General features: G+C 53.6%; 19 protein-coding genes and 3 tRNA genes. 11 read left to right on the plus strand and 11 right to left on the minus strand.

Annotation, left to right across the window (positions count from 1 at the left end):
• Positions 1–27: 27 nt before the first annotated feature.
• Positions 28–741 carry a 16S rRNA pseudouridine(516) synthase RsuA gene (gene rsuA, locus ACUTQW_RS11170; protein ID WP_006326762.1) on the minus strand — a complete coding sequence of 238 codons (714 nt, stop codon included), beginning with the start codon at positions 739–741 and terminating at the stop codon, positions 28–30.
• A gap of 309 nt (positions 742–1,050) precedes the next feature.
• Between rsuA and ACUTQW_RS11175 the strand changes: the two genes are divergently transcribed.
• Together ACUTQW_RS11175 and rplY are read left to right on the plus strand one after the other, a co-directional pair.
• A complete protein-coding gene (locus tag ACUTQW_RS11175; protein ID WP_004947106.1) occupies positions 1,051–2,808 on the plus strand; it encodes a DEAD/DEAH box helicase in 1,758 nt (585 codons plus the stop codon).
• Positions 2,809–2,969: 161 nt separating this feature from the next.
• Positions 2,970–3,254 carry a 50S ribosomal protein L25 gene (rplY, locus tag ACUTQW_RS11180; protein WP_004947109.1) on the plus strand — a complete coding sequence of 95 codons (285 nt, stop codon included), beginning with the start codon at positions 2,970–2,972 and terminating at the stop codon, positions 3,252–3,254.
• Between the two features lie 85 nt (positions 3,255–3,339).
• Here rplY and yejK read toward each other — a convergent pair whose 3' ends face one another.
• Positions 3,340–4,350 carry a nucleoid-associated protein YejK gene (gene yejK / locus ACUTQW_RS11185; protein WP_004947114.1) on the minus strand — a complete coding sequence of 337 codons (1,011 nt, stop codon included), beginning with the start codon at positions 4,348–4,350 and terminating at the stop codon, positions 3,340–3,342.
• Between the two features lie 177 nt (positions 4,351–4,527).
• Here yejK and ACUTQW_RS11190 point away from each other — a divergent pair, with 177 nt between their 5' ends.
• From ACUTQW_RS11190 to ACUTQW_RS11205, 4 genes are all read left to right on the plus strand, one after another.
• Positions 4,528–4,755: a YejL family protein gene (locus tag ACUTQW_RS11190; protein ID WP_006317912.1), complete on the plus strand. Its 228-nt coding sequence runs from the start codon at positions 4,528–4,530 to the stop codon at positions 4,753–4,755.
• A gap of 9 nt (positions 4,756–4,764) precedes the next feature.
• The gene (yejM, locus tag ACUTQW_RS11195; protein WP_006326764.1) at positions 4,765–6,546 is read left to right on the plus strand and encodes an LPS biosynthesis-modulating metalloenzyme YejM; all 1,782 of its coding nucleotides are present in this window, start codon (positions 4,765–4,767) and stop codon (positions 6,544–6,546) included.
• A 78-nt stretch (positions 6,547–6,624) separates the two neighbouring features.
• Positions 6,625–6,701, plus strand: a tRNA-Pro gene (locus tag ACUTQW_RS11200).
• 152 nt (positions 6,702–6,853) lie between these two features.
• The gene (locus ACUTQW_RS11205; protein WP_006326765.1) at positions 6,854–7,096 is read left to right on the plus strand and encodes a DinI family protein; all 243 of its coding nucleotides are present in this window, start codon (positions 6,854–6,856) and stop codon (positions 7,094–7,096) included.
• 103 nt (positions 7,097–7,199) lie between these two features.
• On the opposite strand, the gene ACUTQW_RS11210 is transcribed toward ACUTQW_RS11205, so the two are convergent.
• From ACUTQW_RS11210 to ACUTQW_RS11225, 4 genes are all read right to left on the minus strand, one after another.
• A tRNA-Thr gene (locus tag ACUTQW_RS11210) sits at positions 7,200–7,275 on the minus strand.
• A 6-nt stretch (positions 7,276–7,281) separates the two neighbouring features.
• Positions 7,282–7,369, minus strand: a tRNA-Ser gene (locus tag ACUTQW_RS11215).
• A gap of 156 nt (positions 7,370–7,525) precedes the next feature.
• Entirely contained in the window at positions 7,526–7,855 is a 330-nt protein-coding gene (osmE, locus tag ACUTQW_RS11220) for an osmotically-inducible lipoprotein OsmE (RefSeq protein WP_004947131.1), read from the minus strand.
• 67 nt (positions 7,856–7,922) lie between these two features.
• Positions 7,923–9,341, minus strand: coding sequence for a PepSY-associated TM helix domain-containing protein (locus ACUTQW_RS11225; RefSeq protein ID WP_006326767.1), 1,419 nt, complete (start codon positions 9,339–9,341; stop codon positions 7,923–7,925).
• Positions 9,342–9,507: 166 nt separating this feature from the next.
• Here ACUTQW_RS11225 and ACUTQW_RS11230 point away from each other — a divergent pair, with 166 nt between their 5' ends.
• Positions 9,508–9,948, plus strand: coding sequence for a DUF2946 domain-containing protein (locus ACUTQW_RS11230; protein ID WP_006326768.1), 441 nt, complete (start codon positions 9,508–9,510; stop codon positions 9,946–9,948).
• A gap of 148 nt (positions 9,949–10,096) precedes the next feature.
• Here the strand turns inward: ACUTQW_RS11230 and ACUTQW_RS11235 are convergent, their stop codons facing one another.
• A complete protein-coding gene (locus tag ACUTQW_RS11235; protein ID WP_004947138.1) occupies positions 10,097–10,564 on the minus strand; it encodes a nuclear transport factor 2 family protein in 468 nt (155 codons plus the stop codon).
• Between the two features lie 113 nt (positions 10,565–10,677).
• Here ACUTQW_RS11235 and ACUTQW_RS11240 point away from each other — a divergent pair, with 113 nt between their 5' ends.
• On the plus strand, positions 10,678–11,256 hold the full coding sequence (locus ACUTQW_RS11240; RefSeq protein WP_006326769.1) for a TetR/AcrR family transcriptional regulator: 579 nt from the start codon (positions 10,678–10,680) through the stop codon (positions 11,254–11,256).
• On the opposite strand, the gene ACUTQW_RS11245 is transcribed toward ACUTQW_RS11240, so the two are convergent.
• The 3 genes from ACUTQW_RS11245 to ACUTQW_RS11255 form a co-directional block, all read right to left on the minus strand.
• Positions 11,250–11,666 (minus strand): VOC family protein, encoded by a 417-nt coding sequence (locus tag ACUTQW_RS11245; RefSeq protein ID WP_006326770.1) that lies wholly within the window; start codon positions 11,664–11,666, stop codon positions 11,250–11,252. The genes ACUTQW_RS11240 and ACUTQW_RS11245 overlap by 7 nt on opposite strands.
• 151 nt (positions 11,667–11,817) lie before the next feature.
• Positions 11,818–12,936, minus strand: a complete 1,119-nt coding sequence (locus ACUTQW_RS11250) for a porin OmpC (protein ID WP_006326771.1) — start codon at positions 12,934–12,936, stop codon at positions 11,818–11,820.
• A 259-nt stretch (positions 12,937–13,195) separates the two neighbouring features.
• Positions 13,196–13,354, minus strand: coding sequence for a hypothetical protein (locus ACUTQW_RS11255; RefSeq protein WP_006326773.1), 159 nt, complete (start codon positions 13,352–13,354; stop codon positions 13,196–13,198).
• Between the two features lie 424 nt (positions 13,355–13,778).
• Between ACUTQW_RS11255 and ACUTQW_RS11260 the strand changes: the two genes are divergently transcribed.
• The 3 genes from ACUTQW_RS11260 to rcsB are packed head-to-tail and all read left to right on the plus strand — an operon-like array spanning position 13,779 to position 18,300.
• Positions 13,779–14,933: an MFS transporter gene (locus ACUTQW_RS11260; protein ID WP_006326774.1), complete on the plus strand. Its 1,155-nt coding sequence runs from the start codon at positions 13,779–13,781 to the stop codon at positions 14,931–14,933.
• 21 nt (positions 14,934–14,954) lie between these two features.
• Entirely contained in the window at positions 14,955–17,657 is a 2,703-nt protein-coding gene (gene rcsD, locus ACUTQW_RS11265; protein ID WP_006326775.1) for a phosphotransferase RcsD, read from the plus strand.
• On the plus strand, positions 17,650–18,300 hold the full coding sequence (gene rcsB, locus ACUTQW_RS11270) for a response regulator transcription factor RcsB (protein ID WP_004947156.1): 651 nt from the start codon (positions 17,650–17,652) through the stop codon (positions 18,298–18,300). The genes rcsD and rcsB overlap by 8 nt, the downstream gene beginning before the upstream one ends.
• 53 nt (positions 18,301–18,353) lie before the next feature.
• On the opposite strand, the gene rcsC is transcribed toward rcsB, so the two are convergent.
• Positions 18,354–21,224, minus strand: coding sequence for a two-component system sensor histidine kinase RcsC (gene rcsC / locus ACUTQW_RS11275; protein ID WP_020439479.1), 2,871 nt, complete (start codon positions 21,222–21,224; stop codon positions 18,354–18,356).
• Positions 21,225–21,240: the final 16 nt, after the last annotated feature.

Raw genomic sequence — 21,240 nt, forward strand, 5'->3', positions numbered from 1 at the left:
CAACGACTCCTTAATCAGCCGCAGCCGTTAGTCCTGCAAATGTGGTGCGCCCACGCTGGCGATTTCTTCTTCAGTCAGCGGGCGGTATTCGCCCGGAGCCAAATCCTCATCCATCACGATGGCGCCAATCCGCTCGCGGTGCAGTTCGACAACCCGGTTGCCAACCGCAGCGAACATGCGTTTCACCTGGTGATAGCGCCCTTCGCTGATGGTCAAACGCACCAGAGTGTCTTCAATTTTTTCCAGTTGCGCCGGACGGGTCAGATCTTTTTCATTATGCAACTGCACGCCTTCGGCAAACTGCTGTGCGGTATCTTCCGCCAGCGGATGCTCCAGCGTGACCAGATAGGTTTTCTCACAATGATGTTTCGGTGAGGTGACGCGATGCGACCACTGCCCGTCGTCAGTCATCAGCACCAGGCCAGTGGTGTCGATATCCAGCCGACCGGCGGCATGCAGTTTATAAGCGACCGGCTCATCGAGGAAATACAGCACCGTCGGGTGATCGGGATCGTCCGTAGAGCAAACGTACCCCTGAGGCTTGTTGAGCATGAAATAGCGTGGGCCGCTCAGCTGTTGCAGCGGGTTGCCGTCAAACGCCACCTCCTGCTCCGGGGTCAGTTTGACAGCCCCGCTCTTCACCACGTCACCGTCCACGGTGACGCGTTTTGCCCGAAGTTCACGCGCTACCAGCGCGCGGCTAACACCTAACTGCTGAGATAAAAACTTGTCCAGTCGCATTGAATCTGCTTTGCCTGTCGTTGTTATGATCGCATTGATCGTATTGCTAAAATATGACGCCCGCCGTTGCACCAGGTGCAACAGGGCAGGTTCGGAGAGGGGGAAACAGCGATTACTGTGACAGGAGTATAGCGGCGGAAACGGCCCCCTGACAGAGGTAATTTCCACGCTTCTCGCACCGCATGCGCTCACAAGGCATAATAATAGAAATTTTTTAGCCGCCTGAGGAGTAAAATGTCACTGTTTCTGTGGGTTCAGATGTTGCAAAACATGTTCCCGGCGGCCCATTTCAACCAACGGCGTTAATTCATGGCCTTTACTCTACGCCCCTACCAACTGGAAGCGGTCGAAGCCACCATCAAACATTTCCGCCAGCATTCTCAACCGGCGCTGATTGTGCTGCCGACCGGTGCAGGCAAAAGTCTGGTGATCGCCGAACTGGCGAAGCGCGCACGCGGCCGGGTATTGGTGCTGGCCCACGTGAAAGAGCTGGTGGCGCAAAACCACGCCAAATACTGCGCCTACGGGCTGGAGGCGGATATCTTTGCCGCCGGGCTGCAGCAAAAAGACAGCGCCGGCAAAGTGGTGTTCGGCAGCGTACAGTCCGTGGCGCGTAATCTGTCGTTGTTCGACGGCGCATTTTCCCTGCTGATTATCGACGAGTGCCACCGCATCAGCGACGACGATGACAGCCAGTACCAGCAAATTATTCAGCATCTGCAAAAATCCAACCCGCAGTTGCGGCTGTTGGGGCTGACCGCCACGCCTTACCGGCTGGGTAAAGGCTGGATTTACCAGTATCACTACCACGGTTTTACCCGCGGCGATGCCGGCAGCCTGTTTCGCGACTGCATTTATGAACTGCCGCTGCGCTACATGATCAAGCACGGTTATCTGGTGCCGCCGGAACGGCTCGACATGCCGATTGTGCAGTACGATTTCAGTCGCCTGGAGGCCAGAAGCAACGGCCTGTTCAGTGAGGTAGACCTCAACCGCGAGCTGAAACAGCAAAATCGCATCACGCCGCACATCATCAGCCAGATCGTCGAATATGCCGAAACGCGCAAAGGGGTGATGATTTTCGCCTCCACCGTTGAGCATGCTCGTGAGATCCACGGCCTGCTGCCGGCCGGTGAGGCCGCGCTGGTCAGCGCCGAAACGCCGGCCGCCGAACGGGATGCGTTGATTGAGGCGTTCAAACAACAACGGCTGCGCTATCTGGTCAACGTGGCGGTGTTGACCACCGGCTTTGACGCGCCGCATGTCGATCTGATCGCCATTTTGCGCCCCACCGAATCCGTCAGCCTTTATCAGCAAATCGTCGGCCGCGGGCTGCGGCTGGCTCCCGGCAAAGAGGATTGCCTGATCCTCGACTACGCCGGCAACCCGCATGACCTGTTTACGCCTGAGGTGGGCGTCAGCAAACCGCACAGCGACAGCCAGCCGGTACAGGTATTCTGCCCCGGCTGCGGCTTCGCCAACCTGTTCTGGGGAAAATGCACCGAAAATGGCGACATCATCGAGCATTACGGCCGCCGCTGCCAGGGCTGGCTGGAAGACGATGATGGCCATCGCGAACAGTGCGACTACCGCTTTCGTTTCAAGAGTTGCCCGCACTGTGGCGCAGAAAACGACATTGCTGCGCGCCGCTGCCACCAGTGCCAGGAAGTGCTGGTCGATCCCGACGATATGCTGAAAGAGGCGCTGAAACTGAAGGACGCATTGGTTCTGCGCTGCGGCGGTATGGAGTTGCAAAGCGGACGCGATGAAAAAGGCGAGTGGCTGAAGGCCACCTACTACGATGAAGACGGCACCAGCACCAGCGAGCGTTTCCGCCTGCAAACGCCGGCGCAGCGCAAAGCCTTCGAGATGCTGTTTCTGCGCCCGCATCAACGCGCCCCGGGGGTACCGTTCAGTTGGCAAACCGCAGCCGACGTGCTGGCCCAACAGACACTGTTGCGTCATCCGGATTTTGTCGTGGCGCGCAAACGTGGGCAATTCTGGCAGGTACGGGAAAAAGTGTTCGATTATCAAGGCCGCTTCCGCCGGGCCAACGAGCTGTATTGATGCCCGCATCGCGCAGATTCGGGAGGTTTCCATTGCCCTGCCGACGGCTTTCCGTTAAAATGCCGCCCGCTTTAGCTGGGTTCGCCCGGTGCTAAAGTGGTTTATCGAACCTGTTACTGGGTCGCCTTAACAGGGTAAATTTTCTTTTAAGAGAAAAAACAATGTTCACTATCAATGTACAAGTACGTAAAGACCAGGGTAAGGGTGCGAGCCGCCGCCTGCGTGCAGCTAACAAATTCCCAGCTATCGTTTACGGTGGCGAAGAAGCTGCAGTTTCCATCGAATTAGACCATGATTCTGTAAAGAACATGGAAGCTAAACCAGAATTCTACAGCGAAGCAGTAACTCTGGTTATCGACGGTAAAGAAACCAAAGTTAAGGTTCAGGCTGTACAGCGTCACCCGTTCAAGCCAAAACTGACCCACATCGACTTCGTTCGCGCGTAATCGCAACGTATTCGAGCTTTTCGGGACGCCGAAGTAGAAAACGCCGCAATTGCGGCGTTTTTTATTATCTGCGATTCGGCAAGCGTTACTTGTTGCCGCCGTTTAACCGGCGTTGCAGCTGATCGCGCAGGTTCGGCGGCGTGCCCTTAATCGTCAGCGTATCCGTTGCCGCATCCCAGAACACCCGTTCCCCCAACAGCATGGCGTCAAAGTTCATGCTGATGCCGCCGCCGCTGCCGGCGAACTTGGTCAACTGGCGCAGAGTGCCGCGATCGGCCGGGAAGCTGTCTTCCAGTTGATAGCCCTGTTCGCTGGAGAATTGCAGGAAATCTTTCTCGCCCACCGGCGCAATCTCTTTCGACAGTTCCTGCAGCTCGATTTCCTCGCCGGCCTGCAGCTGTTCGTTGCAATAGCTGTAAACCTGCTGGCGCACCGACTGGCGCTCATTTTTATCCAACTGGGCGTCGGCGCAATAGTCGTCAACCGCCTGCAGCAAGCCCCGGTTCTGCGCTTTGGTGTCCAGCCCTTCGGCCGCCGCCAGGAAATCCATAAAGAAATCGGACACCTTGCGCCCCACCCGGCCTTTCAGGAAGGTCAGGTAACGGGTGGACTCCGGGTTGGTTTCCCATTCGGTCAGATCGATGCGCGCCACGATATCGGCGTGGTTGATGTCCAGATAATGGGTGGTGTTGATATCCAGCTCTTCGTTAACGCGCGAACTGTTGCGGCTGTTGAGCACCGCAATCAGCAAGTACTCTGTCGACAGGTAGCGGTACTGGCCGAACAGCACCACGCCGCCTTCGGCAAACGGGTACTTGCCCAGCTCATCGCGCAGACGGCCGGTTGCCGCGCGACTGAAAGCCAGAAAATCCTTGTCGTCCTTGCGGCAGGTGCGCAGCGCATCCGCCAGCTCACTGCCTTCATTGAACAGGCCATAAGCCTTGCTCTTGGCACTGTAGACACGATGCAGTTCCTCCATCATCTCTTCCACCGCCGCATTGGTGGGAAGAAGAGAGTCGCGCAGCACCACGTCCAGCGTTTGTTCGTCGCGTTTTACCAACTGGTGCAGAGCGATCTGGTCGATATCCAGACTCATGATAATTCCTCCTGTTCTTTGAGCGCGTATTCAAGCACCGAAGGCTTCGCCCTGCAACTGTAAAGCGGGATCGGCAAACGATCGTTACCTTAACGGCTACCACGCTATAAAAGAGCGGAAAATCACGGCTCTATACGGTAAGATATGGGACTTTGTCAGGCTTTGAGCGCAATTTTTATGCCACAATCATCCCGTTACAGTGACGAACACGTTGAACAACTGCTCTCTGAGCTGGTCAATGTTCTGGAAAAACACCATACTCCCACCGATCTTTCTCTGATGGTGCTGGGCAACATGGTAACTAATCTGATCAACACCAGCGTTGCTCCCGCGCAGCGGAAGACGTTGGCAAGATCGTTTGCAGAAGCTCTGCAAGCTTCTATTCGTGAAGACAAAGCGCATTAATAATTAATTATGGTGACAAACCGTCAGCGTTATCGTGAAAAAGTCTCCCAGATGATTAGCTGGGGGCACTGGTTCGCCTTATTCAATATTCTGCTCGCCCTCGGGCTGGGCAGCCGCTATCTGTTTGTCACCGACTGGCCCTCCTCCCTGTTGGGCCGGGTTTATGCCCTGGTCAGCTTGCTGGGGCATTTCAGCTTTATCGTTTTCGCCGGCTACCTGTTGGTGATATTCCCGCTGACCTTTGTGGTGATGTCACAGCGGCTGCTGCGGCTTATTTCCGCCGCGCTGGCCACGACCGGGCTAACGCTGTTGCTGGTAGACAGCGAAGTGTTCACGCATTTCCACCTTCACCTTAACCCGGTGGTGTGGGAACTGGTGGTCAACCCGGATCAAAGCGAGCTGGCGCGCGACTGGCAACTGATGTTCATCTGCGTGCCCGTTATCTTCCTGGTGGAGATGTTGTTTGGCACCTGGAGCTGGCAAAAGCTTCGCAGCCTGAACCGCCAACACTTTGGCAAGCCGTTGGCCGTGCTGTTCATCAGCGCCTTTTTTGCCTCGCACCTGATTTATATCTGGGCCGACGCCAATTTCTATCGCCCGATCACCATGCAGCGAGCCAATCTGCCGCTTTCCTACCCCATGACCGCACGTAAATTCCTTGAGAAACACGGCCTGCTCGATCCACAAGAGTATGAGCGCCGTTTGGTGCAGCAGGGTAATCCGGAGGCCGTAGCGGTGGAATATCCACTCAACGATCTCAGCTACAACGACAAAGGCAGCGGCTATAACCTGTTGATGATCGTCGTAGATGGCGTTCGCGCCCAGGATATGACAAAGGATATGCCTGCCCTCTCCCGCTTCGCGCAGGAAAACGTTCGCTTCAGCGATCACTACAGTTCGGGCAATCATGCAGATACCGGCCTGTTTGGCCTGTTCTACGGCATTTCGCCGACCTATTTGGACAGCATTCTCGCCGCGCGCAAACCTTCTGCCCTGGTGAACGCACTTAGCGCCCAGGGTTATCAGTTTGGCCTGTTCTCGTCCGACGGCTTTAACGCCAGCCTATATCGTCAGGCACTGTTGACCGACTTCTCGCTGCCGACGCCAAGCAGGCAAAACGATGCAGTCACCACTCAACAATGGCAGAATTGGCTGGCCGATCAGAACAACAAGGCTCCGTGGTTCTCCTACATCAACTTCCGTGGCGCTGAACCGGCAGCCAATGAAAAAACGCCGGCCCCGGCCGACTTTATTCAACGTTACCGCGCCGGTGCGCAGGATGTGGATACGCAGATTGCGGAGGTGCTCAGCACGCTGAAAGCCCGTGGCGTTCTGGATAAAACGGTCGTGGTGATTACCGCAGAGCACGGCATTGAATTTAATGACAGCGGCAAAGGCTACTGGGGTGCTGGCAGCAGTTATAACCAACAGCAGCTGCAAGTGCCGCTGGTTATCCACTGGCCGGGTACGCCAGCTCAGACCATCAATAAGCTGACCGGCCATAACGATGTGATGCGCACGCTGATGCAGCGTTTACTGCACGTTAAAACAGCCCCTAACGATTACTCGCAAGGTGAAGACCTGTTCACCGCACAGCGCAAGAACAATTGGGTCGCCACCGGTGATAACAACCTGTTGATCATCACTACGCCAACACAAACCCTGGTGCTGGACGGCAATGGCACTTATCGCGCGTACGATAAAAACGACAAAGAAATAAAAGACGAGAAACCGCAGCTTACCCTGCTGTTGCAGGTGCTGACTGACGTTAAACGCTTCATTGCCAACTAACTGCTTAAAATACAAGCAATCAGGCGCTGCTACTCTTGCATTGATTTTGGTTAAGGGTAGTATGATTTTCCATAGCGTCGGCATGTAGCGCAGCTTGGTAGCGCACCGTCATGGGGTGTCGGGGGTCGGAGGTTCAAATCCTCTCATGCCGACCAAACATCCTTAAAGAAACCAACCCTTTGCGGTTGGTTTTTTTATGCCTGCACTGCACGTCTTTCATACTGTATAAAATCCTATACTCCCCTCTTGCCAACACCCAAACACCGAGTCAGAATGCTGTATATTAAATCAGTAAATCAGGTAAACCATGTTTGTAGAATTGGTGTTTGATAAGCGCAACGTTGCCGGGCTGCCTAACGCTGCCGAAATTATTCGGACAGAGCTTGAGAAAAGAGTTCACGACTTGTTCCCGGATGCCGAAGTGCGTGTAAAACCGATGCAGGCCAACGGCCTGAATTCGGACGCCAGCAAAAGCGATCGCGAGAAGCTGAACCGTATGCTGGAAGAGATGTTTGAAGAGTCTGAGCAGTGGCTGGTAAACGAAATATGATATCGCCGGTACGCCGCAGTTGCTGACCCCCCCCCTTAGCAGTAAGGCTTACGAACATTTAGACAAAGAAAAAGCCCCAGCATTTCTGCTGGGGCTTCTTTTATGGTGCCGGCTACCGGAATCGAACTGGTGACCTACTGATTACAAGTCAGTTGCTCTACCAACTGAGCTAAGCCGGCTAAATTTGGCGGAAGGACAGAGATTCGAACTCTGGGAGCTGTTACACTCGACGGTTTTCAAGACCGTTGCCTTAAACCACTCGGCCATCCTTCCAATGGGCGCAGATATTAACGATACCGTTATGAAATGTCTACCGTTTCATGAAAAAAAATGCAGTAAAAAGCGCGTTTGCTTAAACTTCATGCGACTGGCGGTTAAAAAATGAAAAACCCCGCCAAAGCGAGGTTTTATTGTTCAGCGCAATGGGGCTTATTTAGGCTGAGAATCGTAGTCTGAACAAGTCTGGTACCCCTTGTTCATCACATGGCCAGTGTCGCTGTAACTGACAAAATAGGTTTGCACTTTACCGTCGCGCGGCGCCACAGCGTAGGTGTCGCATGTGCCCTTCGCATTCACCAGCGTTGCAGAGGTAGACGGTGGGCCGGCAATTGCCCGCACCTGCTGTTTTGTCATCCCTACTTTTACATCGCTTACCACAGGTTCCTTCACGTAACTGGCGGCCCTGTCATAAGCGGTACAGCCGGCAAGAATGGAAAATGTCGCTGCGGTGCAAACGGCTAAAACCAGCTTATTAGTCATGGCTTGTCCTCTTGACGTACGTTTGTTGTTCTCTAAGTGTAGAAGAGGAAAGGCTTTTCTACAAACGTCACTTTGTCGATAGGTGCGGTTCACTCCCCCGCGCCATCAGAAACCGTAATAGATCGCACAGTAAAAAGGCCAACAGGCTAACGCCCATCACCGGCAGGCAAACGCCCAATAGCAACGAGAGGCTGACGATCAGCAACAGCGGCCCTTTGGGCGTTTTGCGCAGCAACATAAAGGGTGAGCGCAGCGGTTTACGCACTGCCCGAGTGGGCCGGCCGCGCCACCACATCAAATACCCCATCACCACCATCGCCGCCAGCCCGGTAGCGAAGGCCACCAACACCAGCTCATTTACCAGACCGAACAAAATACCCATATGCAGATCGATACCCCAGCGCGTCAATTTGGCTGCCAGCGGATACTGTTCGAACCTGACCAGATCAACGATCGCCATCGTCGCGGGATCGATTGCCACGGCATCAACCTGCGTCGGCCACCGGCGATCGATCTCCATCACCGCCCAAGCCTGGCCCGCCGCTGCCGGTTGCTTGATTTCAACCCTGGCGGCATCAATGCCTGCCCCACGCGCGACTGCCAGCGCTCTGTCATACATGGCAGGGTCCTGAAGCGGCTCAGCCATTGGCATGTGCATCATGTGGCCATGGTGTTCGGCATGCTCGTCAGCAGGCTGCGCACTCTGCCCGCCAAGTGCCATAGACAGCGAGGGTGTCGCCCAGCCCAGTTGCTGACGCAGCACGCCGATATTCTCACCGGCCCACTGTGACCAGGTCAGCCCGGTGGCGGAAAAGAACAACAGGCCGATGAGCAGCAACAGGCCGCTTTTCTCATGCAACCAGCGTAAACCTTTGCGCCTATGCCGCGTTTCCTTGTTCTTGCGCTTGCGCGCCCCCCAGAGGATCAAACCGCCGAGCGCCGCAATCCACAGCCAAGAAGCGGCCAGCTCGCTATAATTGCGGCCCAAATCCCCCAGCAACAAGCTGCGATGAAATTGATCCAACCAGGTGCGCAACGGTAATATGCCACTGGTGCCATAAACCGTCATCGCGCCATGCGTTTGCGCCGTAACCGGATCAACAAACACCGCCAGCCGTTCCGAGGCTTTTAATCCCGCAACGTTAAACAACACGCGAGTATTCTCGCCTTCTCCAGGTGACGGCCTTACCGCCGAAAGAGAAGCCTGCTGCGGTGCTACCGCCTGAGCGGCGGTTATCTGCCGTTCTAACGGCAGTGTCGGCCCGGTGCTGTCGTTAAACAGCTGCTGGGCATACAGGCGAGATTCAATTTGCGGCGTCAATGCGTAAAATATTCCGCTTAATGCGGCAATAAGTAAAAATGGCCCTACAAAAAGACCAATATAGAAATGAATCCGCATCATCAACGGAATAAACCAACTGCGGGTGGTTACCTGCTGATTAATATTCTGCGCAGCAGCAGGCAACGCAGAGGTGCGTTCAGACATAAGGGTTATCCGTGCTTAAACTTAATAATTCGAAATCTACCCGAATTATTTTCATTTAACAAACAGATTTCTTCGCTGTTTAGCTTAATTCTCATTAATGTTACAATGCAGGCACAATTACCGTCATCATCATTCATTTACCCTCTGGTTCTGGAAGACTTTCCTGGTGAAATTGTCCACTCAACATATGCGCACGCTGGCCTGGCTGGGCTTATTCGCTATGTTGATGATTTTCATCGCACCGTCCATCTCCTCGCATCTCTCAAAAAACAATATCAATAACAAAGAGATGACTATGGATGTGCCGATGAGCGGGGAGCATGACGAGCATATGGCGATGATGAGCCATCAGCCAGAGGACAGCCCGCCCGCAGGCCACGGCATGGCGGATATGGCCTCCGGCGCCTGTTTTGACCTCTGCGGCTATTGCAGCCTGTTACATCACAACCCGCCGCTGATGGCCCTGATACCTGCGGCACCGCCCCTGCCGGTTCAATGTGCCCCCCGTCTCATTCACGCTATTTACCTCGTTATTACTCTGTCCACCTTTCCATTTTATCAAACACGCGCACCGCCGTTATTTCCACATTCAGTACAGCCATTTTAATTTATATGCTTATTTATTCAGGCAGGGTTTATTACGCCAAAAATAAAATAGCCTAAAACGTAATTAACTTTTACTTTCCGGATTGAAATCTCTTCGATTATTTCTGCGCGACAGGCTAGAACTGCGGCCCTATTATCAGTAAACGCGATCAGAAGCCAAAGTCGCTCAGGGCCGGAATATCATCCGGTCGGCGGCCAAGCGGCCAATGGAATTGACGATCCTGTTCACGGATCGGCATATCGTTGATACAGGCATGCCGGTTAATCATCTGGCCGTCCGGATTAAACTCCCAGTTCTCGTTGCCAAAACTGCGGTACCAGTTGCCAGAATCATCACGCCATTCATAGGCAAACCGCACTGCGATACGCGCGCCATCGAACGCCCAAAGCTCCTTAATCAACCGGTACTCCAGCTCTTTAGCCCACTTGCGCTGCAAGAACTTGCAGACCGCCTCCCGGCCATCAACGAACTCAGCCCGATTGCGCCAATGGGTATCTACAGAATAAACCTGAGATACACGTTCAGGATCGCGGCTGTTCCAGGCATCCTCCGCCAAACGGACTTTCTCGATGGCTGATTCACGGGTAAATGGCGGTAATGGGGGTTTAATGCTCATTGTTCACCTCTGGGCTTGGGATTAAGTAGACAGGTTTGTCTACTCAATTAAGCTAGCGCATGTAGACAGAGTTGTCTACAATCGATCCGATAAATAATTTATGAGGTGCTCTGATGTCTGTTACAACCAGCATTCTGCCTGCGCGCCAGCGTATCCTGCTGACGGCGCACGATCTGTTTTACCGTGAAGGTGTACGCGCGACCGGTATCGATCGCATCATCAGTGAATCTGGCGTAACAAAAGTGACGTTTTATCGGCACTTCCCCAGCAAGAACGATCTGATCGCAGCGTTTTTAGCCTATCGCCATGAGCAGTGGCTGGCCTGGTTTAACCAATCTCTGGAACGGCATGTTGCAGAGCAGGGCAATGTGCTGTCTGCTTTAACGCCCTGCCTTGCGGAATGGTTCAACGACCCGCACTACCGCGGTTGCGCTTTTATCAATACGGCGGTGGAATTAGCGGATATGCTGCCGGAAAGTCTGAACATCGCACGGCAGCACAAAGAGCAGATGGCCGACGCAATTGCACGCCACCTGCCTGTCGGCCCGCGGCAGGAACAACAAGCGGCAATGCTGGCGATGTTGATAGACGGGGCGATCGTCAAAGTGCAAATTGAGCAGCAGGCACAAAACACGCTGCTGCTGCTGAGTGGAATGCTTGAAGCGTTGGCACTAGCCTGGTGCGATCAGTAATTGGCCCAGATCCCCGGCGTCACCAACTCCAGCAGGTGGCCGTCGGGATCGCGGAAATAAATACTCTCCCCGCCATGTCCCCAGGTCATCCGCCCTTCTATCTCTATGTTGTGCGCCGTAAGATGCCGTTCCCAATGCGGCAACTGTTCTTTCGCCACTGCCAGCCCGATATGCAATGGCCCGTTGCCGTCATGCGGGGGGATATATCCCTCTGGATAATGTGCCCCTTTAAGCGAATCGCCCTCGATAAACAGCAGCAATACGCTTTGTTCGCCCACGTTGTAAGCGCGAAAGCGCTCGTTGGCCACCATCGCCGGCAGCTGTAACACCTGTTGGTAAAAGGCATCGGCGCGTTCGATATCGCGCACGTACAGGACCGTTTCAATCACCCGATCTATGTTGAGCTTCATAATAACCTCCTGATTTATTTATACAGGCAGAGCTTAGGTAAACCAGGCGGCGTTGAAATAGCAATCCGTGCCAGGCAAATCACCTTTTGTGCCTAATCGCAGGCAAAAAAAACGCGGCCCGAAGGCCGCGCTCACATTCACAGTCTGTTGCTTAGAACTGGTAAACCAGGCCCACTGCAACGACATCGTCGGTGTTGATGCCGGCGGCTTTGGTGAAGTTGTTGTCATCCAGCAGGTTGATTTTGTAGTCAACGTAGGTGGACATATTTTTGTTGAAGTAGTAAGTCGCCCCCACGTCAACATACTTCATCAGATCCTGGTCGCCGTAACCGCGGTCAATGTCCTTGCCTCTTGACTGCAGGTAAGCCACGGACGGACGCAGGCCGAAGTCAAACTGGTACTGTGCAACAACTTCAACGTTCTGCGCTTTGTTGGCATAGCCGTAAACAGAGCTGTCACTGCTGCCGAAGCGAGTGGCGTTATAAGACTGGGTGTACATCGCCGCCAGGTAAACGTTGTTGGCGTCATATTTCAGACCGCCGCTGTAGGCTTCGGCTTTATCGCCACGACCAAGAATACCGGTGTAATTACCGTTCATGCCATTTTGGTCGTTGGTGCGATCGGAAGAGAAGTAAGCGGCCGCCGCGCTGATGCCATAGCCCAGATCGTAAGACGCGGACATACCGTAGCCGTCGCCGTTCTGCGCCAGCACGTCACGGCCATTGTTGGATTCAGTTGCGCTGTCATTTTTACCCTGGTATTGCAGGGCAAAGTTCAGGCCATCGACCAAACCGAAGAAGCCGGTATTACGGTAAGTCAGTACACCGTTGGTACGCTGGAACATGAAGTTGTCTGCGCCGTAAGTGTCACCACCGAACTCCGGCAGAACGTCGGTCCATGCACCGATGTCATACAGTACGCCGTAATTACGGCCGTAATCCAGCGAGCCGTAGTCGCCAAATTTCAGACCGGCGAAACCGACACGGGTAAAGTTATTGTTATCTTCACTTTCCGCACGATTGAGGTTCGCCTGATATTCCCACTCGCCATAACCGGTCAGTTGATCGCTGATTTGGGTTTCGCCGCGCAGACCAAAACGCATATAAGATTGGTCGCCGTCGGAATTCTTGTTGTCGGAGAAATAGTGAAGACCATCGATTTTACCGAACAAATCCAGTTTATTTCCGTCTTTGTTGTAAATTTCCGCCGCGCCTGCAGTGCCTGCAACCAGCAGGGCGGGTACTATCAGAGAGAGTACTCGAAGTTTCATCGTTATTATCCTCATTAATTATGTCGAGCTATGGCCACTGCCCTTCTGAGCATTATTAGCACGACTGTGCATTACCATTCTGGTAACAGGGGTTATATTAATCCAGAAAGAAAATGATACCAAGTACCCAATAGTGTTTCATTATAATTAACAAATGATTCAAAATGTAAATATGCGCGAACTTCCACAAAACATTACAGACAAAACAAATACAGCACATAATGATAAAAAATACATTAATTGATATAAAATCATGTGGTTATACAAAAATATAAGAAAAAAAAGATAGCCATACAAAAGTGATCGACAATAAGCACATTGTGCCAAAAGCATCCCATCCAACTGGCGCTATAATTGCGCCGCTATCATCATTATTTTCATTATTACCTTCATTATCTATACGATAATTTTTATCCATTTCGACCGGCTTCTGGCCGGTTTTTTTATTTCTTGATGCACCGATACCCTCCTTCAATCGCATTTTTTGCCAAGAAATAATAACCCATCGATATCATTACCCTAATTAACTGCAGCACAAATCGCTAACATTTCTCATTGACTGCAGTTTAATCGCATTATTTAAAAAGTATTCGATTGCTTTAAATGGCGTTTTTTTTCAGCACGACCTACGCTCAACCTATCTGTCTACCAGACGGTAAAAAATGCCCTGCAACAAGAAGACGGTCGAAGATATTTCAATCCGATGAAACGCTATAGCTGCCCCCCGCCCCGGCCGATCCCCCCCGACGGCGGCGCGAATCCTTTCGACCCGGATCGCGGATTGTGATAAAAACAGTCCATTACTTTCAATCAGCACTTCCATAACAGATTCTGATGCCCACATGACTTCTACCCTGTGCAATGAACAGCAAAAACCCGGTGTCCCGGCACAGATTGCCACGCGCCTGGCCTTTTTTGTCGCCGGTTTCGGCATGGCCGCCTGGGCGCCACTAGTGCCCTTTGCCAAAGCACGTATCGGTATTGATGATGGGTCGCTGGGTTTGCTGCTGCTTTGCATCGGCGCCGGTTCCATGCTGGCCATGCCGCTGACCGGCTATCTGACCGGTAGGTTGGGTTGCCGACCGGTGATCCTGCTCGCCGGCCTGGCATTGTGCATTGATTTACCCTTGCTGGCGCTGATGGACAGCACCGGCGGCATGGCGCTGGCCTTGTTGCTGTTTGGCGCAGCTATCGGCATGATCGACGTAGCGATGAATGTGCAGGCCGTGGTGGTCGAGCGCGCCAGCGGCAAGGCGATGATGTCCGGCTTTCATGGTTTCTTCAGCGTCGGCGGCATAGCCGGTGCCGGCGGTGTCAGCGTGGTGTTGTGGCTCGGGCTGTCGCCCTTGTTGGCAACGCTGATGATCGTACTGACCATTGCAGCCCTGCTGGCGCTCGCCAGTCGCAATTTACTGCGCGAGAGCGGTGGCGAAGAAGGTGGGCCCCTGTTCGTGTTGCCGCGCGGCTGGGTGATGTTTATCGGCATCCTGTGCTTTATCATGTTCCTGGCGGAAGGTTCAATGCTCGACTGGAGCGCCCTGTTCCTCACCACCCTGCGCGGCGTCGCGAGCAGCCAGGCCGGTTTAGGCTATGCGCTGTTTTCCATTGCCATGACCATCGGCAGGCTGAATGGCGATCGCGTGGTGAACTCTCTGGGCAGGTATAAGGTGCTGTTGCTCGGCAGCCTCTGCGCGGCCATTGGCCTGAGCCTGGCGATTGTCTTCAACAACGCGATGATTTCGCTGGTTGGCTTTATGCTGGTTGGATTGGGCGCTTCCAACGTAGTGCCGATCCTGTTCAGCGCGGCGGGCAACCAACATGATATGCCGGCAAACCTGGCCATCGCTTCAGTGACCACCGTAGGCTATGCCGGCATTCTCGCCGGGCCGGCGCTGATTGGCTTCATCGCCCAGTTCTTCAACCTGACGGTGGCTTTTGCCTGCGTCGCCGTATTACTCCTGGCGGTTACCGCCAGCGCCAGAGCCGTAACCCGTTGATTCAGGAATGTGCAGTCAACTATGCAAAACAAACAACTGACGATTAGCTCAAGCAATATTACCCGCTTCTTCCTGTTATTTACCGTCCTGCTGACGATTGCCATCGGCCTGTATGGCTACAACTACACCAACGCCTGGCTGGCGGAGAAAAAGTACGCGCTGAACAGCATCGCCAACGGCCTGCAAAAGCGCGTAGACAACTATCGCTATATCACCTACCAGATCTACGATAAGTTCGGCACGGTCTCTTCTTTAAGTCCCGATCCCAGCTTGCAGGAAACCCGGCTACGCCCGGACGTCTATTATGTAGAGAAACCGCACAAAAAAACCGATGCGGTGATTTTTGGCAGCCACGACGACAGCACGCTGGCCATGATCGCCAGAATTTCGGATTACCTGGATACCCGTTGGGGCGCCAAATCTGAAAGCTACGCCATGTATTATCTTAATGGCCAGGATAACAGCCTGAGCCTGATCACCACTCAACCGCTGAAAGAGCTGGCCTCACGCTTCAGGGAAAGCTACCTGACGTCGTCGGCGGAGGATCGTCGGGCAGAAATGCTGCAACAGGCCAACATGCTCGACGAACGGGAAAGTTTCTCCAGCTTGCGCAAACAGCGCTTCCAAAACGCCTACTCATTTTCAATCCGCACCACTTTTAATCAGCCGGGGCACCTGGCTACGGTCATTGCTTTCGATCTGCCGATTAACGACATCATTCCAATCAATATGGCGCGTTCCAACTTTATGCTGCTGCCTGATGAAACCGATTTGGATGACAACACTCTGCCGGTGGAAACGGCCACCAACGCCAGCGTATCCTTGACCTCCAGTTGGGTGGAGTTCAGCGCTCCGCTGCCGAATGCGCCCCTGAAAGTGGTTTACCGCGTATCGGCCCTGAACCTGGCGATTGACCTGCTGCGTAACAATGTGTGGTTGGTCGCCATCAATCTGCTGCTGTTGGTGCTGTCGATGATCGGCATTTACTCTATTCGCCGCCAGTACATCCGGCCGAGCGAAAGCATGGCGGTTGAACTGGAAGCCGAACGCGCGCTGAATCAGGAAATCATTGCCAGCCTGCCTTCCGGCCTGCTGGTGTACAGCTTCGCCAGCAATACGGTGATCGCCAGCAATAAAATTGCCCAACATCTGCTGCCCCACCTCAGCCTGCAAAAAATCGCCCATATGGCCGAGCAACATCACGGCGTCATTCAGGCAACGGTCAACAATGAGGTGTACGAAATTCGCATCTTCCGCAGCCAGCTATCGCCGGAAACTTACCTGTTCCTGCTCAACGATCAGGACAAGGAAGTGATGGTGAATAAAAGGCTGCAGCAGGCCCGCCGCGAATACGATAAAAACGTGCAGGCGCGTAAACTGATGCTGCATAACCTGGGTATCGAACTGAACCAACCGGTGCGCCAAATGCACGATCTGGCCGATCGCCTGCGTACCCAGCCGGATGAGGAACAGCAACAGACGCTGCTGAACCAATTGGTCGAGGAATCGGCATCGGTGTTGGGGTTGATCGAGAACATCACCTTGCTTACCCGCCTGGAAACCCAGGACTGGCAGCCTTCGCGCCAGCCTTTCAACCCTGCCGCTCTGATAGATGAGCTGCTGCTGGAAGCCTTGCCGGCCATCAATCAAAAAGGTCTGTCGTTGTTCAACCATGTCAATCTTGACGTCGAACAGCACTATATCGGCGACGCCAACGCGCTGCGCAAAGTGATCTCACTGCTGGTCCATTACGCCATCATCACTACCGCTTGCGGCAAGATTTCGCTGGTGATCGACCATGAGCCGGAACACCAGGATCGCCTGGTATTCCATATCAATGACACAGGTTCGGGCATTTCCAACGAAGAAATCAGCAACCTGAACTATCCGTTCCTCAGCCAAACGTTGGTGGATCGCTTTAATCATGGTTCTGGCCTCACCTTCTTCCTGTGCAACCAGCTGTGCAAAAAACTCAACGGACAGTTGGACATCCGCAGCAAGGTAGACATCGGGACTCGCTATACCATCCGCGTGCCGATGGAAATGGAGAAAAAGGACACCGAAGCGCAGGAGAAACTGCTCGACGGCGTGACCGCGCTGCTGGACATCACGTCCGAAGAGGTGCGCGGTATCGTCACCACCTTGCTGCATGCCTATGGCGCGAGCTGCATCATTGCCGACGACCGCCAGGTTAATCGCGACTACGACGTGCTGCTGACCGATAATCCGCAAAGGGCCGACGACTATACCCTGCTGCTGGCCAGCGATGAGGCCGGGTGGCAACAGCTTGAAAAGCGTTATATTCGGGTAAACTATAACCTGAGTGGCGCAATGATAGACGCCGTGCTGATGCTGATCGAACAGCAAATGGCCGCGCTGGAACAGGAAGAAATCGCGCTATCACTGACCGCCGATGACATCCAACTCTATGAAAAACAATTGAAATCAAGTGATTACTATGGCCTATTCGTTGATACAGTACCCGACGATGTCAAAAAACTGTATACTGAGGCGGGCAGCAGTGATTTCAATGCTCTGTCACAGACAGCACACCGCCTGAAAGGCGTGTTTGCCATGTTAAATCTGCTTCCCGGCAAGCAACTGTGTGAATCGTTAGAACAGCACATCGCAGACGGTGATGCGCTCAAGATCGAGAATAACATCAGTCAGATTGATTTTTTCGTCAGTAGACTGCTGCAGCAAGGTAGCCAACAACATGAATAACCTGAACGTAATTATTGCTGATGACCATCCTATCGTACTGTTTGGCATCCGGAAGTCACTTGAGCAAATTGAATGGGTGAATGTCGTTGGGGAGTTTGAAGACTCGACAGCGCTGATCAACAATCTGTCCAAACTGGACGCTAACGTACTGATCACCGACCTTTCGATGCCGGGTGATAAATATGGCGACGGCATCACGCTGATCAAATACATCAAACGTCATTATCCGCAATTGTCGATCATCGTTCTGACCATGAACAACAACCCGGCAATTTTGAGCGCCGTGTTGGATCTGGACATCGAAGGCATCGTGTTGAAACAGGGTGCGCCAACCGACCTGCCGAAAGCGCTGGCCGCGTTGCAAAAAGGCAAAAAATTCACGCCGGAAAGCGTCTCCAAACTGCTGGAGAGAATCAGCGCCAGCGGCTACGGCGATAAGCGTCTGTCACCGAAGGAGAGCGAAGTTTTGCGCCTGTTCGCCGAAGGTTTCCTGGTGACCGAGATCGCCAAGAAGCTCAACCGCAGCATCAAAACCATCAGCAGCCAGAAGAAATCGGCCATGATGAAGCTGGGTGTCGAGAACGATATCGCGCTGCTCAACTACCTCTCCTCCGTCAGCATGGCGCCGCTGGATAAAGAGTAAAACCTTCACGGTTAACCGAGGGCGCGGCATGGTATGCCGCGCCCTTTTGCTTTCTAGGCATCCCCCGACTCGGCGCGCAGGCGGCGCACCTGCTGACTGTAGTACGCCAATGTCTGTTCCAGGGTTTCCAGCGTGACCGGTTTCGACAGGCAGTTATCCATTCCCGCCTCCATGCAGCGCTGTTTCTCCTCCGCCAGGGCATTCGCCGTCACGCCAATCACCGGAGAGGTAAAGTGCTGCTGGCGCAGGCGCTGGGTCAGATGATAGCCGTCCATATTTGGCATGTTGACGTCGGTCAGCACGATATCGACGGTATTGCGATTCAACACGTCGAGTGCATCGAGCCCATCGTTGGCGGTAACCACCTGATAACCCAGCGAGCCGAGCTGGTCGGAAAGCAACCGACGGTTAATCGGATGATCATCCACCACCAACAGATGAATATCGCCGTTGTCCACCGTGCTGGCTTTGACCGGTAACGGCAATTGCATCAAGGTGCTTCCGCTTTCAGTGCTGGTGCCAAACAGCCGATTGAGCAACGCCAAGGTTTCGCGCGGCGTTGAAGTGCTATGCATCCAGTAACCCGGCCGGGTTTCCTGCGACGGGCCAATGTGCTCGATGGAAAACTGGATCTGCGCCAGCAGCGGCGTATTGACCATCAGCGGATAGTCGCTGAGCATCACCTCCCCTGCGGCGGTGTCCTGCCCCTGATGGCGCAGCACCGTAGCGCCATAACCGCCAAGGATCTCCATCAGATAGCTTTCCAGCCGCTGATTGCGAATGCTCAGCCACAGGGTTTTGCCTTGCCAGGTATCACTGGCCTGCGGGATCGGGAATTGGGCGTTAAACAGCGGGATACGTATGGTAAACAGGCTTCCCAACCCCGGCTCTGATTCAACGGCGATATCGCCATCCATCATATTGATCAGTTTTTCACAAATCGCCAGCCCCAACCCGGTCCCCTGGAAATGGCGCTGCACACCGCTGCCCACCTGGAAGAACGGGTCAAACAAACGGGTAATCTCTTTTTCCGGAATCCCGACGCCGGTATCGCGAACGCTGAACTCCAGATAACTGCTGCGCGTGCAGACTTGCAGGATGATGCAGCCGGTGTCGGTAAACTTAATCGCGTTGTTTAACAGGTTGGACAAAACCTGCTGCAACCGCACGGGATCGCCGGAAATACGCTCCGGCACGTTTTGTTCGATAAAACAGTACAGCCCCAGCCGCTTCTTCACCACCAGCGGCAAATAGTTGCCTGCGATGTGGGTGATCACTTCCAGGCAGGAAAACTCGCGCGGCTCAATTTTCAACTGCTCGGATTCAATTTTGGAGAAGTCCAGAATATCGCTGATGATCTTCAACAGCAGCCCGGACGAGTTGTTCATCGCATTGACCAGACGGTCAACGCCCTGCGGCAACGCCTTGGTTTGCAGTAAATCGAGGTTACCGATAATGCCGTATAACGGGGTGCGCAGTTCGTGACTGACGGTCGCCAGGAACATCGATTTGGACTGACTGGCCTGTTCCGCCGCCGCCGCCATCTCCTGCAGCGACTCCTCCATTTTTACGCGGGCGCTGACGTCTACCAGCACGCAGATCGCCACATCCTCGTTACGGTAGCGGGAGTGAACGAAGCTGATTTGCAGATTATTGTTATTGCTGGTCAACACATCGACAAAATTCACCTGCTGTTCGCAGATAATGCGCGTAATGCGGTCACGGTCTTCGTGGGTCAGCAAATTGATGTAGTTATGCGCCAACTCATTGCTCAGAATATTGGTGCCGTCGCTGATGCGCAGAATCAGGATCCCCACCGGCGCCGAGGCGACGATCTTGCGGTTGAACTGTTCATGTTCTTCCAGCCTGAAGGCGTTATTCTCCGCCGGCAGGAACATTTTACGTTCAAACAGCCAGGCCAGGGTGAACAACACAATGGCCGACAACAGGTTCAGCAGCAACGCATTGAGGATCAGCATCTTGAAACGCTCGACCACACTCTTTACCGGCAAGGCATAAACAATGCTGAGCGACGAAGGCTGGAGCACCTTCTTCATAATCAGATGGCGGTAATTATCGTCATAACCAAAATAGGTATGCGCATCCGGGTAGCTATCGAGCGTCGCGGCAGCACGTTCCCCTTCCGCCAGACGCAATATCGGTTCGTTATTCTCATCCAGCAGGGTCACGCCAATCGGCAAGTTGCCTGCAGTGACGAAATCTTCCAGGCGAATGGTCTGCTCTATGCCCAGCAGAGCCTCCAGCTTGTTGCCAATATAGATTGGCGTCAGCACATACAGATAGCCGACATCCGGCCGCTGCTGGCTTGGGCTGATCCAGTACAGGTTATTATCTTTATCCTGATTTTTGGCGTTGCGGTATTTAAGGATGCGCTCATGCAACGATTTCAGCACGTTCTCGCGATTAGGCACGGCATTGCCGCCACCGAACTCCGCCATGCACAGGCTATCGCCGCCGATGAAAAAAACCCGGTTGAGATCGTAGGCCGCGACGAAATTCTCTTTCCAATACTGGATCAGCCCGCTTAGCGAATTGAGCGAACTGCGGTAAGTGGTGTTAAGCGAACAGTTGGATTCCGGATACAGCGGAAGAAACTCCGGCGTGCTGTTCTTGGCGGAAAATATCCCACCGAACATGTCCAGACTGCTGACCGAGCCGTTAAGGCGATTTTCCGCCATATATTTGATATCGCGAATAATATCGGCAGAATGACGGATATAGCCCTGCGCCTGATCGAAATCCAGGCTGTATTCTTGCCGGATGTCCGTCTCTTTGTCGTTCAGGATATTCAGGATATAGAAGGTTGTGAGCAGCGCGCCCAGCGACCACAGCATAATCGCCAACACCCGGAACAGATAGCGGGATATTTTTAACGTAGTGCGAAAAGAAGCTAAATATTTCAATCGGATACCATGAAAA

The organism is Serratia sp. TSA_7 (genome assembly GCF_052692135.1).